Here is a 13,999-nt window from a genome sequence, read left to right as displayed (position 1 = left end):
CTCTCAGTGCTCGCCGGATCCGGGCCGGACGTTCCGCAGCAGGGTCGCCGCCAGGACCGCGAGCGCGACGGCGACGGCGGCTCCGACGGCGGCTGTCGTGTGCAGTCCTTGGACGAAGGCCTCACGGGCGACGGTGAGCAGTGCCGCCCCCGCCTCTCCGGAGAGTTCTCCGGCCACCGCCACCGCGCCGCCGAGCGATTCGCGCGCGGCCTCGTCATCCACGCCGACCGGCATGGTGTCGGCGATCTGGCCGCGGTAGACGGCGAAGCCGATGCTGCCCAGCACCGCGATGCCCAGCCCGGCCCCGAGTTCGGTGCTCGTTTCTGAGATCGCGGACGCCGCTCCGGCGCGCTCCGGCGGGGCCGCCCCGACGATCAGGTCGGTGCCCAGGGCCGCCATCGGCCCCAGTCCCAGGCCCATCACCGCGGATGCCGCGACCAGGATTCCCAACCCGGCGGTCGCACTGACCAGCAGGAGCATCCCGAGACCGGCGGCTGCCAGGAGCAGGCCCGCCGCGATGACAAAGCCGGGGCGCAGCCTGGCCGCCAGAGCCGGAGCGGTCATGGCGCCGACCATCAGACCGGCCGCGTTGGGCAGCGACCAGAGACCGGCCTGCAGCGGGGAGAGCCCGTTCACGAGCTGGAGGTACTGCAACGTGAACAGCGGTGAACCGGCCATCACGAGAATACCGACGGTGAGCAGGGCGGCCGAGGCGCTGAAGGTGCGTTCGCGGAACAGCTTGAGGTCGAGCAGCGGGTCGGCGAGCTTGCCCTGCCGGCGGATGAAGACGAGCCCGGAGGCCAGTCCCGACACCACGAACGCGACGGGTGACCAGCCGAAGCCGTGCTCGGCCGTCAGCTTGAGTCCGTAGACCACCGAGAGTACGGCCATCAGTGACAGTGCGACGCTTGCCAGGTCCAGCCGGCCCGCCTCACGGTCGCGGTGCTCGGGCAGCAGCACCGGGCCGAGTACGAGCAGGATCGCCATGACCGGGACGCCGACCAGGAACGCCGACCCCCACCAGAAGTGGTTGAGCAGGAATCCGCCGAGTAGGGGACCCAGCGCGCCGCCGACCGCGAAGGCGGTCATCCAGACACTGATGGCGACCGTACGCTGCGACGCGTCGTGGAACATGGTGCGGATCAGGGAAAGCGTGGAGGGCATCAACGTCGCGCCGGCGATTCCGAGCAGCGCCCGGGTCGCGATCAACATCTCGGCACTGCTGGACAGAGCGGCCAGCACCGAGGCCACGCCGAAGGCGGCGGCGCCTGCCAGCAGGAGCTTTCTCCGTCCGACGCGGTCGCCGAGTGTCCCCATGGTGATGAGCAGGCCCGCGACCAGGAATCCGTAGATGTCCATGATCCACAGAAGTTGCGCGGTGCTTGGCTGCAGGTCGGCGCTCAGGGATGGAACCGCCAGGTGCAGCACGGTCATGTCCATCGCGACGAGCAGGGTCGGCATGGCCAGTACCGCCAGGCCGGTCCACTCCTTCTTGCCCGCTCGGGGTGTGGCGATCGTGGTCATGGGGGTCTCCTGTCTGTGGTCGTGAATCCGGGTGCCACTCAGCGCCTGCCGACAGCCGAGTGCAGCGCCGTAAGCAGGGAGTCTTCGGACGGAGTGCCGGTCAGCGCGGGCCGGCCCTCGAACTGGAGGATCGGGATGCCGTGAACGCCGAGACGCCGGGTCGACTCGAGCTCCTCGCGTGTCCGCGCGGTGCCTTCGTCGCTCCAGCCGACGCCGACCTCGGCGGCGAGCGTCTTCAGCGTGTCGAGGTCGGCGAGGTTGAGCTGGTCGGTGTGATGTGCGCGGAACAGCCGCTCGGCCATGTCCTCGCCGCGGCCCTGCGCACTCGCCACCGCGATGAGCCGGTGCGCCTGGAAGGTATTGGAATGGACCGCCCGTGCGGGGTGGAAGGTGAGTCCTTCGTCCGAGGCGAGGGCGGCGATCCGGCCGATGGAATGCTCGGCGTCGTCGCCGAACGCGTGCCGGAGCACGTCAACCTTGAGCCGGCCTTCGACTGTCGCGTCCGGAACCAGTTGGTACGGGCGGAAGGTCAGCTCCGCCTGGCCGCCACCGGCACGGAAACGGGCAAGGGCCCGCTGGAGGCGGGCGTAGGTGAAGTACGACCACACGCACGGGATGTCGAAGACCATCTGCACATTGACCTTGGGGTCCATGGGCAGCAACGCTAGGAGCGGTCCCATGACCGGGGCCTCTGTCGACTGACTGGGTTTCGCCGCCCCGGTCGACAGATGTCCAAGCAGTAGGATTCCGGGCATGCTGATGGGGCGGGGCGCGGAAAAGGCCACGATCGACCAGGTGCTCGCCGATGCCCGTTCCAGCCGTGGCAGCGTGCTGGTGATCCGAGGTGAGGCGGGGATCGGCAAGTCGGCGCTGCTGGACCATGCCGCCGCGGCGGCAGCCGACATGCGGGTGATGCGCTGCGCCGGGGTCGAGTTCGAGAGCACGCTGCCCTTCGCCGGCCTGCACCAGCTCCTGCGCAGGTTCACCGGCCGCCTCGACTGCCTTCCGGCAGCGCAGACGCAGGCGTTGCGGGCGGCCCTCGGGCTGGGATCGGCCGCCGGAGGCGATCGCTTCCTGGTCGGTCTGGCCGTGCTCACCCTGCTCGCGGACCTGGCGGAAGAGCGACCCCTGCTGTGCCTGATCGACGACGCCCACTGGCTGGACCGGTCCTCGGCGGAGGCCCTGCTGTTCGCCGCCCGCCGCCTTGAGACCGAGCGGGTAGCGATTGTCTTCGCCGCGCGTGACCTGCACGCCCCCGAATTCCCCGCGCCCGGGCTGGCGGAGCTGCGACCGTCTCGACTGGACGGTGCGGCCTCGGCGGACCTGCTCGCCCTGTACGCCGCGGACCTCGACCATCACCGGCGCGCCCATGTTCTGCGCGAGGCCGAGGGAAATCCGCTGGCCCTGCTCGAACTCGTCACCGCGCAACGCCAAGGCCGGTCGGGCTCGCCGTACTCGGCGATCTCGACAACCGGCAAGATCGAGCAGGCCTTCGCCGACCGGATCGGCCGCCTTCCTGAACGGACCAGGACTCTCCTGCTGGTGATCGCGGCCGACGACAGCGGCGATCCGGCCACGGTGTTCAAGGCGGCGGCCCACCTCGGCGCGACCGTCGCCGACCTTGAGCCGGCCGAGCGCCACAGCTTCGTCCACCTGCACGAGGACCGGCTGACATTCCGCCACCCACTGATCCGCGCCGCCGTCTACCACAGCGCCCCGGCAGCGCGGCGAATCGCCGCGCACCGCGCTCTCGCCGCGAGCCTGCATGACGATCGTGCGGCCTGGCACCTGGCCGCGGCGACGACCGAACCCGACGAGCACGTCGCCGCGTCGCTGGAGAGAAGCGCCCAACGGGCACAGGATCGTGGCAGCCACGCCGCACTGGCCAGAGCCTACGAGCGCGCCGCCGCCCTCAGCCCCGACCCCCGGGACCGGGGCCGCAGACCGTCGGCGGCGGCGCGGGCGGCGCTGGAGGCCGGACAGGTGGAGCACGCGGGCTCGCTGGCGGAACGGGCGAGCCTCCATCTCACCGAACCGGTCTCGCTGGGCCGCATGGCCGAGGTCCGGGCCATGGCCGCCGACCTGCAGGGAGACCTGCACAAGGCGCACTCGATCCTGTCCGACGCCGCGCGGTCGCTCGTTGAGGTGGCGCCCGACATCGCCGGGCGCATGCTGGTCCAAGCCGCAGGGTCGGCCTGGGTCGCCGGCGATCCGTCGGCAGCAGAGAAGGCGGCCGACCAGGCCAGGACACTTCCGGCGGCGCGGCGCGCACGGGCCATGGCCCATCTGGCCTCGACGGACGTTACGCAATGGTCGGCCGCCGTGCGTGAACTCGACGAGGAGGAACCGGAGGGCTCGCTTCGGGCCGCCGTGTGGGCGGCATGCCTGACCTCCTTCCTGCGTGATGACCAGCGCGCCCTGCGCCGCGCCTTCACCGTCGAGCAGAAGTGCCGTACCCAGGGAGCGATCGGTGTCCTGCCGCACGCTCTGCTGGCACTGGCGAGCAGTCAGGTGAACCTCGGCAGGCATCGTGAGGCGCGCGCCAGCGGGCTGGAGGGCATGCGCGTCGCCGAGGACACCGGCCAGCTCAGAATCCGGGCGCACCTGGCAGCGGTGCTGGCGCACCTGGCGGCGATCGCCGGAGAGACGGAACGGCATGCCGAGTTAGAAGCGATCATGGACACGGTGGATCTCCCGGACCTTAGGCACGAGGCCGCGCGGAACATGATCATGCTGGAGCTCGGCCTCGGCAGGTACGACACGGCCGCCGACCGGCTCGCCGGCCACTCCACCGAACACGAGCTCCCGGGTTCGTGGCTCGCGGACCACGTGGAGGTCGCGGTTCGCGCGGGCCGGCGCGGGACGGCGGACAAAGCGTTCACCCGCTACGTGACATGGGCCGACCACATCAGGCAGCCCGCGATCGACGCGATCGTGTCACGCTGCCGTGCGCTCATGGCCGATGATCGAAAGGCGGAGCCCCACTACCGACACGCCCTGCGGCTCGGGTCCGCACCGTTCGAGCACGCCCGCACCCAGCTTCACTACGGCGAGTGGCTGCGCCGCGCGCACCGCCGCGTCGACGCCCGCCCCCACCTCCGTTCCGCCGTGGAGACCTTCCGGCGGCTCGGCGCCACCCCCTGGTCCGACCGGGCCGGCAGTGAACTGCGTGCGACAGGCGAGAGCCGTACGACCTCCCACCAAGAACCGGACCTGCTGGGCCGTCTCACACCGCAAGAACTTCAGGTGGTACGGCTGGCCGCCACGGGCCTCAGCAACAAGGACATCGGCGCTCAGCTGTTCCTCAGCCCCAGAACCGTCGGCTATCACCTTTACAACGCCTATCCCAAGCTGGGTGTGGCCTCCAGGGGCGAGCTGACCAAGCTCGACCTGGTCGGATAGCCGCGCGCAGGGGCCGTCGACGGATCCGGAGGCGGGCCGGGCCCGGGGCCGGCCGCCTTCACCTTGCGACGCCCCGCCTGTGACCAGGCCCGCTCTCACGCCAACCTCGCGGACGCGACCCGGCACGCTGGTTGGGACACCGACCCGGACAACGCCGGGTCGGACCGCTTGACCCGTCGTACGACCGGTCGCCGCAGATCAGAGTGTCAGCCGGCGGGTGATGCCGATCGAGTCCAGGAACGGCACATCGTGGCTCGCGACGATCAGCGCACCCTCGTACGCCTCCAGCGCCGCCGTGAGCCGTCTTACGCTCGCCAGATCCAGGCTGTTGGTCGGCTCGTCCAACAACAGCAACTGCGGCGCGGGCTCTGCCAGCAGCAGCGCCGCCAGCGAGGCGCGGAAGCGCTCTCCGCCAGAGAGGGTGCCGGCCGGCCGGTCGGCGCTCGCCCCCCGGAAGAGGAAGCGCGCGAGCCGCGCCCGGATCGCGTTGTTCGTCGCCCCGGGCGCGAAACGGGCCACATTCTCGACCACGCTCAGTGAGTCGTCCCGTACGGCCTCCACCGCCTCGTCGAGGCGCTCCTTCGCCTCCGCGAGTTTCTCGGTGTGCAGGATCCGGTGCTTGCCCGCGGACTCCTGCGCGGCGCGCTTGCGCGCGTTCATGACGATCCGCGGCTCCCGTTTGGTGTCGTACATCTTCTGGCCGTACCGCGCCCGCCTGGCCAACTTGACCTGAGCATCGGACAGTTCCCGCTTCTGCCGGTGCACGTCGGCCTCGGCGACCCGCACCATCCGCTCGGCCGCCTCCTGCTCCTGGGCCAGCGCCTCCTCGTACGCGGAATGGGCCCCGCCGTACCACCGCACCTCGCCGTCCCGCAGATCCGCGATCTGGTCGACCCGCTCCAGCAGGGCGCGGTCATGGCTCACCACGACCATCACACCCGACCAGGAGTCCACGGCCGCGTACAGCCTCTCCCTGGCAACCAGGTCGAGATTGTTGGTCGGTTCGTCCAGCAGCAGGATGTCGGGGCGTGCCAGCAGGAGCGTGGCGAGCCGGAGCAGGACACACTCACCGCCCGACATCTCGCCGATGGTGCGGTCGAGGCCGATGTGCCCGAGTCCGAGCTGGTCGAGGGTGGCGCGGGCCCGTTCCTCGACGTCCCAGTCGTCGCCGACCGCGGTGAAGTGCTCCTCGCTCGTGTCACCCACCTCGATGGCGAGCAGCCCGGCTCGCGTGGCGGCGATGCCGAGGGCCTCGTCCACCCGCAGGCCGGTGTCGAGGACGACCGTCTGCGGAAGGTACCCGATGTCACCGGCGGTTTTGACCGTGCCTGTGGAGGGGGTGAGTTCGCCGGCCAGCAGCCGCAACAGAGTTGATTTCCCTGAGCCGTTGAGTCCGATCAGGCCGGTTCTGCCTGAGCCGACGGCCAACTGGAAGCCGTCGAACACGGTTGTCCCGTCGGGCCAGGCGAAGGAGAGTGCCGAACAGGTGAGAAAAGTGGGGGCGTGAGACATACGTGCCTCCGGTCGCTGCGAGGAGAACAGGTCAACGGATGGAGACACCGCGAAGGGGAGAGGGTCCCGGTCGGGCGGACGGCTCGACGGCCGAGGTCGCACACGAGCACGCGGACAGCGACGAACAGACGCTGTGCGGCACGGTGTCTCAGACCTCAGACGAACAACGCCCTACTCCGATCGACGACAACGAGGATTCCTCACCATACGAACGGGGTGTGGGGGTGTCAACGCGATTACGCGGACGCCGGAGACGTCTGTGCACGCGCAGTAGAAGTCCACGCCGTCGTCGGTGGGGACCTCCAGGCGGCCGGGCAGGCCGGTCGCGCCGGGAGAGGTCGTGGCCACCGGTTCCCGGGGAGCGGGCTGAGGTTTGGGGAAGGTCACCGTGACGCGGCGGTTGCGGTGCTTGCCCTCATCGCTGTCGTTGCTGTACAGCGGGCGGCGCGAGCCGTACCCCTCGGTCTGGAAGCGGACCCCGTCCCTGGACAGCAGCGCCGACAGGGCCTGCCGTACCGCCTGGGCGCGGTGCAGCGACAGCGGGTCGTTGACGGCGTCGTCGCCGGAGGAGTCGGTGTGGCCCGCCACCGTCACCACTGTGGCGGGGGAGATGGTGTGATGTCTGAGATGGCGGAGCTTGGTCATGGTCCTCGACTGTGGTCGACGGGGGCGGTCGCGAGCGGACCGGGACTGGCGCAGCATTTTGCCGGCCTTCTCTATCTCGTGTCGCCCGGCCGGCGGGCGGTCGCGTCGGCGACTCCGAACGGGGTGTCGAAGCGGCTGACGCCGACCCGACACCCCGTTCGACGTCCACGCGGCGCGCGTCTTCGTTCTCATCGAGCCGCGGTATGGTCTCGGCTCAAGGACCCGACGGGCTCGCGAGGCGGCGCGCCGGGCGGGTGCCCGTCGCCGGCGGGTGCCGCCTCGCTGCGGCGGGCGGCCGAGATGACCAGGGCCGCCGGCAGCGCGGTCACGACTGCCGTTACGGCGAGTGCGGTCCACGTGGCCGCGTCGGGGTGGACCAGCGACTGGCCGCGCATCGCCTGCCACGTCGTGATGGCGAACAGCGCGGTGTAGCCCAGGATGACGACCCCGGTCAGCCGGGCGCGCACGCGTTCGCCGCGCAGCCAGCCGACCCGGGCCGCGAGGGCGGTGAGAAGCAGCACCGCGAGCACGAACACCTGGATGGAGTGCAGGCCGATGAAGTGCGGAACGCGCAGGTCGCCGCCTACGGTGCTCCAGTTCGTGACCGGCATGCCGTCGCCGTCCGGTGCCCCGACCCCGTGCTGCCCCAGCAGCGTGACCGGGTTCCCGTAGGCGTCCTCGGCCGTCCGTGGTCCGGTCGCGGACCACCCGCGGATGAAGGACGCCAGCGCCATGCCGATGACGGACAGCCCGATCCCGGCACGCAGGGCCCAGGTGAGTGCCGTGTCGCCGACCCGCTGGAACAGCAGCATGACGGCGATGAGCAGGCTCGCCCCGAACAACCCGACCACGCCTGAGGAGAAGACCACCTGCCCGATCTGGTTGAACGCGTCGGTGTTGACGTTGAAATGGCTGTAGGTGCCGCGGGCGGCCTGCACCGCGATGAAACCGACGTCGATCAGCCCGGTGACGGCGAAGGCCGTTCCGAGGGCCCACATCGTGCGCCTTGCCCGGTGAAGTTTCGGCAACAGCCAGGCGAGCGTCGCGCCGTAGATGACGAACGACACCCCGAACTTCAACGGCTTCGCCCAGATCGATGCCCGCATCAGCTCACGACCGTACGAGGGGCTGGTCGAAACGAAGGTCGGCGCCGGCACGGTGGTCGGCGTCCGTACGGTTCGGGAACGGCAGGCCGGCCCGACCACGCAGCCAAGCCCGCGGCGAGCCGACACCCCCAAACAGACACTGAACCGCAGGCATGTGCTCCTAACCGCCATCGCGATCGCCGACCGTGAAGGACTCGACGCCGTGTCCATGCGGCGATTGGCGTCGGAACTCGACGCCGGTGCGATGTCGCTGTACCGGCACGTGGCGAACAAGGACGAACTGGTGACGCAGATGGTCGACGAAGTCTTCGCCGAACCGGAACTGCCCACCCCCGGGCCGGAGGGGTGGCGAGCCAAACTCGAACTGATCTCCCGCCGGCAATGGGAGTTGGGGCGCCGACACCTCTGGCTGCCCAGGGCCGTCTCCTTCACGCGCCCGTTGCTCGTGCCCAACATGATGGCCCACACCGAGTGGACCCTGCGCGCGCTCGACGGGCTCGGGCTGCCCATGACGACGCGAATCCGTGAGGCGCTCACGCTGCACGCGCTGGTCGTCACCACCGCCCTGTCCATGGCCGACGAAGCCGAAGCGGAGCACGAGACCGGAGTGACGCTCACCCGGTGGCGACTCGCCCAGCAGGGCCGGGCGGACGAACTCCTCGGCCGCGGACGATTTCCTCTCCTGGCGGCGATTCCCGAGGAAACAGTGTCGGACCTGGACGGACTGTTCGAGTACGGCCTCGCACGTCACCTCGACGGTTTCGCCGCCATGCTGGAGAGAGGATCCCGAACGAGGTCGTGAAAGTCGCCGTTTCCCGACGTTGAGCACGACTGCCGTCCTTGCCGGCCGGGCTCCCGGCCGCCGCACGCTTTCGAGTCATACGGATGCCGCACGTGGCGCGTTCAGGGGGAGAGGGCCGGTGGAGGGACCTGAGCGACGACGGAACGGCCGAGGCCGAGGTGCCGGTCGCCGGTCCGGGCCGCAGGTCGGCGCAGCGGTCGAGGAGGGCCGTCTTCGACAGCCCGGCCGGCCGTCTTGCCGATACCCGGCTCCCGCTCACCACCAGAGCTCCGCTTCCCCCGGAGCCGACCGTGGTGAGGAGGTCGTCGATGACCGAGGCCCTCCGCGCCTCGCCCGCACAACATGCCAAAAAGTACCTACCGGATGACCTAATCAAATTCATCAACGAACAGTCGAATTGCCTAAGGGTGACGGATTCCCCGTCCAGTGGATCTCCGTACGTTTGTGACCAGCAAGAACACGACACGGAGGAATCCACCATGAACCACATCGACCAGCTCATCGCCCAGTACATCGCCACCTGGAACGAGACCGACCCGGTCACCCGCCGCGCGACGATCGAGCAGATCTGGGCCGAGGACGGCACCTACACCGACCCGATGGCGGTCGCCGAAGGCCGCGAGGCGATCGACGCCACGATCGCCGCCGTGCAGGGCCAGTTCCCCGACTTCGCCTTCACCCTGGCCGGCCCGGTGGACGCCCACCACGACATCGCCCGCTTCACCTGGGAACTGGGCCCGGTCGGCGGCGAGGGCCTCGTGGTCGGTTTCGACGTCGCGGTACTCACCGAAGACGGCCGCATCAGCAAGGTCCACGGCTTCCTCGACAAAGTCCCCGCCCAGATCTGACCCCCGATACGGCCCGCGGAAACCCCCGACCTGCGATACGCGGCGGCTCACCACGGATCGACCTGAGCCTGCTCCACCAGCGGGCGTTCCCGGCCGGGATGACCGTCTACCTGCTCTGTTCCATGACGACGGCGTCGTCCTTCCTCATCCGGGCGCTCTGTCTGCAGACGGGTCGGCGTGCAGGCGCCGCCGTTTGCGTCGCGGCCGTCTCCGGCACCCAGCGCGGTCCGCGCCTCACGCGTGAACAGGAAAGGGCGGGGCCGCGCATCACCTATACGTAATCGACGCGGCTACGCGTCGGTTGCTCGTATCAAGCCACGTTCCACTACCAAGGAGTTGCGACGATGCCTTTCTTTGATACCGCCGACGGCACCCGCCTGGCCTACGAGGACTACGGAACCGGCGAGCCCATCGTGTTCGTGGCGAGCTGGTCGCTGGCCTCCGATATGTGGGAGTACCAGGTGCCGTTCTTCGTGGAACAGGGATACCGATGCGTGCTGCTCGACCGGCGCGGGCACGGTGGCTCCGATCGGCCCGGTAGCGGCTACGACTTCGACACCCTCGCCGACGACATCGCCGGCCTGATCGAATACCTCGACCTGCGCGGCGTGACCCTGGTCGGGCACTCGGCCGGTGGTGCCGAGGTGGCCCGCTACCTGGCCAGGCACGGTGAGGACCGGGTCGCCAGGGTCGCCTTCGTCTCGGCGATGCTGCCGTTCGTCATGCGCACCGAGGACAACCCGGAGGGCCTGCCGATCGAGCTGTCCGAGGCGGCCGTCAAGCAGTTCCGCACCGACCGGCCCAAGTGGTTCGCCGACCGGGCGCAGGGCTTCTACGCCACTCACCTGGGCAACGACGTCTCGCCCGCCCTGATCGAGCAGGGCGTGCGCCGGTGCCTGGAGACCGCGCCGATGGCGGGCATCGAGTTGTGGCGTGCGACCGCCCGCGCCGACCATCGCGAGGGGCTGCGCCGGATCACCGTGCCGGCGCTCGTCGTGCACGGCGCCGCCGACCAGTCGGCCCTCATCGACGTGACCGGGCGGCGTACGGCCAAGCTGATCCCCGGCTGCGTCTACAAGGAGTACCCCATGGCCGGGCACGGCTTGTTCGCCACCCACATCGACCAGCTCAACGGCGATCTGATCGAGTTCGTCAAGGGCTGACGCGGGGTCAGGCAAGGTGGTGCGGGCGGGTGAGCGGCAGCTCCGGCGCGGGCGGCCAACGGCAAGATCGGAGAAAGCCTGCTGATGGACAGGCCGGCCCCGATCGCGGTCAGCGACCGGAGCGGTGCGGTCGCGAACGTCATCTGTCTCCTCCAGGCGTCCAATTTTTCATGACCGTCAACACGCCTGGGCCGCCCGGGAGGTTGCCCGCCGGGTTGGTAGAATTATGAAAAAGGTCTGGGTCTGTCGGTGAGCACCGCAGTTCCTCCCCTCGTACCACCCCATCCTCCTTGTTCGCAGCTGCCGCCGACGGCATGGTCCGCCGCAGCCGTGTGCGCCTGCGGGCGTCGGCGGCCTGACGCGCACGCGCCGGATCGCGACGTAGGATCCGCGGCCGGTCGCCGATGGATATGAGGAGGTTGGAGATGCCACTTATCGAGGTAAAAGTCCTAGAAGGAACATTCGGTACTGAGGAAAAGCAGAGGATCGTACGCGACCTCACCGAGGCGATGGTCAGGATCGAGGGCGAGAACCTGCGCTCGATCACCTGGGTCGTCGTCAGCGAGGTGAAGAGCGGTGACTGGGGGATCGGGGGAAAGCCCTACACGACGGAAGACGTGAAGGCGCTCGCCAAGGGCGCGACGGACGCCTGATCACGCGGCGGCGGTTCCCGGGGCCGGCCAATCTTCGAATTCATCGAGAGCTGGTACGGCCTGTATCGGCTGCACAGCGGCCTCGGATGTCGCAGCTCCGCCGACTACGAGACCGTATCTGCGGACTGAGCACCACACCAGTGGTGTCCGTCAGAGCGGAACAAGCTCAGCCGCCCCGGCAGACGATCACTCGTTCCTCTTGGCTCCAGGTCACAGGCGTCGACCGACGGTGAGGACGACCGACCAGTGGCGGGTGAGTCGTGCGTCCGGGCGTGTGGCGAGGAGACGCCGTATCTCCCGGTAGAGGAACTCGTTCTTGGCCGGCTCCATGGCGATGTGGCCGGAGAACGTGTTGAGCAGGGCGATGTACTCGTCTGCCGTGTAGCGCGACCCCCATACGTAGCGCCGGGTCTCCACCACCGTGAAGTGCCCGGAGGCATCGATCTCTGCGGCGACGGGATCGGGCGTGTCCTCGGGCAGCGGCGGTGGCCACGGGCCGCCGTCACCTTCGCCGATCTCCTCATAGACCTTCTGGATCTCGGTGAAGAACGGGTCGAAGTCCGCTGGAAAGGCGTGGTCGGCGTTCCACACGGCCACGTGGCCGTTCTGGGCAAGCAGCGTCGCTGCTTTCGCGTACTTGATCTTCGGGTCCACCCATTTCCATGCCGTGGCCGCGTAGACGAGATCGAAGCGGGCGCCCGCCGTCGGCTCCCAGTCTTCGAAGGACGACGTGATCACGGAAACGCCGGGGAATCCGGCGAGGCGGTGTCGTGCCTCCGCCGCCAGGGCGGGGCCGAGTTCGATCGCGGTGATGGGGAAGCCCATCCGCGCCAAGGGCGGCGTGGCCTTGCCCGGCCCACAACCGACTTCGAGCAGGTGCTGGGACGGCGTGACCTTCGTGATCGCAAGCAGATCGGAATACAGCTCGTCCGGATAGTCGGGGCGTGCGTCTTGGTAGATGTCAGCCGCCTTGTCGAAGGTGGCTCGCAGCCGAAAATCGGGGAACATGATCCAATTCTGACGGTGCGGCGACGCCGCTGTCACCCGCATATCCTGCTCTGATCGGATGCCCAGTGGGGCCCTGATCTGGACGTTGCGCCCCGGCTGACAGGGGGAGGGCTAGCGGGATTCACCCGGGCAGGAGATCGGCGGACGTTCCCCTCGCCCCTCGCCCACCGCCGATCCACGTCACGCCGGCGCCTCGGTCGCGGCACAGAGTGCCTGCGAGATCAACATCGATCCGACGGCGAACGTCAAGGTCCCCTGGACAGTCGTCGTACTAGATCGACGACAGCAGCGCCAAGGATCCGATCGTGGAGGATGGCCGATGGCGCGTCGTACAGACAAGGAAACCGTATGACCACCACCGCGCTCATCGTCGGCGACCTGCAGGCGGGCATCGTGGACGACTACCCCTTCGCCGCCGGAGTGCTTCCTGTCATGGAAAAGGTTCTCCCCATGGCCGGAGCCGCCGCAATCCCGGTGATCTTCATATGTTTCGGGCTCCGGGCCTCAGGCCTTGACGTGGCAGCGGGAAACCAATTGATCAGCGCCTTGGCTGGGCCGGGGTGACGCTATTGCTGCTTTGCGAGCCACTCGTCGAAGGTGGTTGGCGCGATGCGGGCGCCCTCGCCGGGTAGGAGTACGTCGCCGGCCATCTCCGGACCGAGCAGCGATGACCACGTCGGTACGAGCTTGACCGCGTGTCCGCGCGCGTCGTTGGTGCGCCGGGCCATGTCCACCAGGTCCTGCGGCTCAGGGCCGGCGACATCGCGGTAACGCCCCTGCGGTGCGCCTGTGGCGATCTCGGTGAGGATGTCGGCCACGTCCGCGGGCGCGATCGGCTGGACGAGCAGCGGTGGGATCGCGGCGGCGCCGTCCTGCTCGGTCCAGCTCGTCACCGCCGCGGCGAAGTCGTGGAACTGCGTGGCGGGAACGATCGTCCACGGCACCGGGCCCTCGGTCACGAGGCGCTCCTGCTCGCGCTTGCCGGCGTAGTGCGCGTTCCCCTCAACACGATCGACGCCGACGATCGAGAGCAGCACGTGGTGACGGACACCGGCCTGTTCCTCGGCGGCGAGCAGGTTCCGGGTGGTGGTGCCGAAGTACGCCACCGCGTCGTCCCGGTCGGCTGCCGTGTGGCTCGTGGCGTCGATGACGGCCTCGACGCCGGTCAGGGCGGCGTCGAGGCCGTCGCCGGTGGTCAGGTCCACGCCGAGTGAGCGGCTGATGCGCACGACCTCGTGTCCGGCCTGTTCCAGGACGGCGACGGCGCGGGCCCCGATGTTCCCGGTGGCTCCGGCAACGGCGATTCGCATGGTCCTCATGGTGGTCTCTCCTCTGT

At 69.3% G+C, this 13,999-nt stretch carries 13 protein-coding genes; 6 read left to right on the top strand and 7 right to left on the bottom strand.

The features are described 5' to 3' along the window. Positions 1-3: 3 nt before the first annotated feature. Together J2853_RS15165 and J2853_RS15160 are read right to left on the bottom strand one after the other, a co-directional pair. A complete protein-coding gene (locus J2853_RS15165; RefSeq protein WP_307558397.1) occupies positions 4-1,524 on the bottom strand; it encodes an MFS transporter in 1,521 nt (506 codons plus the stop codon). Positions 1,525-1,562: 38 nt separating this feature from the next. Beyond that, positions 1,563-2,204: a DsbA family oxidoreductase gene (locus J2853_RS15160; RefSeq protein ID WP_307558395.1), complete on the bottom strand. Its 642-nt coding sequence runs from the start codon at positions 2,202-2,204 to the stop codon at positions 1,563-1,565. A gap of 73 nt (positions 2,205-2,277) precedes the next feature. Here J2853_RS15160 and J2853_RS15155 point away from each other — a divergent pair, with 73 nt between their 5' ends. Continuing rightward, on the top strand, positions 2,278-4,926 hold the full coding sequence (locus J2853_RS15155; protein ID WP_307558393.1) for a helix-turn-helix transcriptional regulator: 2,649 nt from the start codon (positions 2,278-2,280) through the stop codon (positions 4,924-4,926). A 198-nt stretch (positions 4,927-5,124) separates the two neighbouring features. Here J2853_RS15155 and J2853_RS15150 read toward each other — a convergent pair whose 3' ends face one another. From J2853_RS15150 to J2853_RS15140, 3 genes are all read right to left on the bottom strand, one after another. Next, complete coding sequence (locus J2853_RS15150) at positions 5,125-6,438, bottom strand: ATP-binding cassette domain-containing protein (protein ID WP_307558391.1); 1,314 nt, start codon at positions 6,436-6,438, stop codon at positions 5,125-5,127. 171 nt (positions 6,439-6,609) lie between these two features. Further along, the gene (locus tag J2853_RS15145; protein WP_307558389.1) at positions 6,610-7,083 is read right to left on the bottom strand and encodes an OmpA family protein; all 474 of its coding nucleotides are present in this window, start codon (positions 7,081-7,083) and stop codon (positions 6,610-6,612) included. Between the two features lie 188 nt (positions 7,084-7,271). Then, on the bottom strand, positions 7,272-8,150 hold the full coding sequence (locus tag J2853_RS15140; RefSeq protein WP_307558387.1) for a hypothetical protein: 879 nt from the start codon (positions 8,148-8,150) through the stop codon (positions 7,272-7,274). Between J2853_RS15140 and J2853_RS15135 the strand changes: the two genes are divergently transcribed. The 4 genes from J2853_RS15135 (at position 8,137) to J2853_RS15120 (ending at position 11,655) form a co-directional block, all read left to right on the top strand. Then, positions 8,137-8,991, top strand: coding sequence for a TetR/AcrR family transcriptional regulator (locus tag J2853_RS15135; RefSeq protein ID WP_307558385.1), 855 nt, complete (start codon positions 8,137-8,139; stop codon positions 8,989-8,991). The genes J2853_RS15140 and J2853_RS15135 overlap by 14 nt on opposite strands. 479 nt (positions 8,992-9,470) lie before the next feature. Continuing rightward, positions 9,471-9,839: a nuclear transport factor 2 family protein gene (locus J2853_RS15130; RefSeq protein ID WP_307558383.1), complete on the top strand. Its 369-nt coding sequence runs from the start codon at positions 9,471-9,473 to the stop codon at positions 9,837-9,839. A 344-nt stretch (positions 9,840-10,183) separates the two neighbouring features. Continuing rightward, entirely contained in the window at positions 10,184-11,002 is an 819-nt protein-coding gene (locus J2853_RS15125) for an alpha/beta fold hydrolase (protein ID WP_307558382.1), read from the top strand. A gap of 425 nt (positions 11,003-11,427) precedes the next feature. Continuing rightward, positions 11,428-11,655, top strand: coding sequence for a tautomerase family protein (locus J2853_RS15120; protein WP_307558380.1), 228 nt, complete (start codon positions 11,428-11,430; stop codon positions 11,653-11,655). Positions 11,656-11,865: 210 nt separating this feature from the next. Here J2853_RS15120 and J2853_RS15115 read toward each other — a convergent pair whose 3' ends face one another. After that, positions 11,866-12,663: a class I SAM-dependent methyltransferase gene (locus tag J2853_RS15115; RefSeq protein ID WP_307558378.1), complete on the bottom strand. Its 798-nt coding sequence runs from the start codon at positions 12,661-12,663 to the stop codon at positions 11,866-11,868. Positions 12,664-13,011: 348 nt separating this feature from the next. Between J2853_RS15115 and J2853_RS15110 the strand changes: the two genes are divergently transcribed. Further along, positions 13,012-13,227, top strand: coding sequence for a cysteine hydrolase family protein (locus J2853_RS15110; RefSeq protein ID WP_307558375.1), 216 nt, complete (start codon positions 13,012-13,014; stop codon positions 13,225-13,227). A gap of 2 nt (positions 13,228-13,229) precedes the next feature. On the opposite strand, the gene J2853_RS15105 is transcribed toward J2853_RS15110, so the two are convergent. Beyond that, positions 13,230-13,973 (bottom strand): SDR family oxidoreductase, encoded by a 744-nt coding sequence (locus tag J2853_RS15105; protein ID WP_307558373.1) that lies wholly within the window; start codon positions 13,971-13,973, stop codon positions 13,230-13,232. Positions 13,974-13,999: the final 26 nt, after the last annotated feature.

The organism is Streptosporangium lutulentum, assembly GCF_030811455.1.
GTDB lineage: Bacteria > Actinomycetota > Actinomycetes > Streptosporangiales > Streptosporangiaceae > Streptosporangium > Streptosporangium lutulentum.
This window is presented reverse-complemented; position numbering and strand designations above follow the sequence as displayed.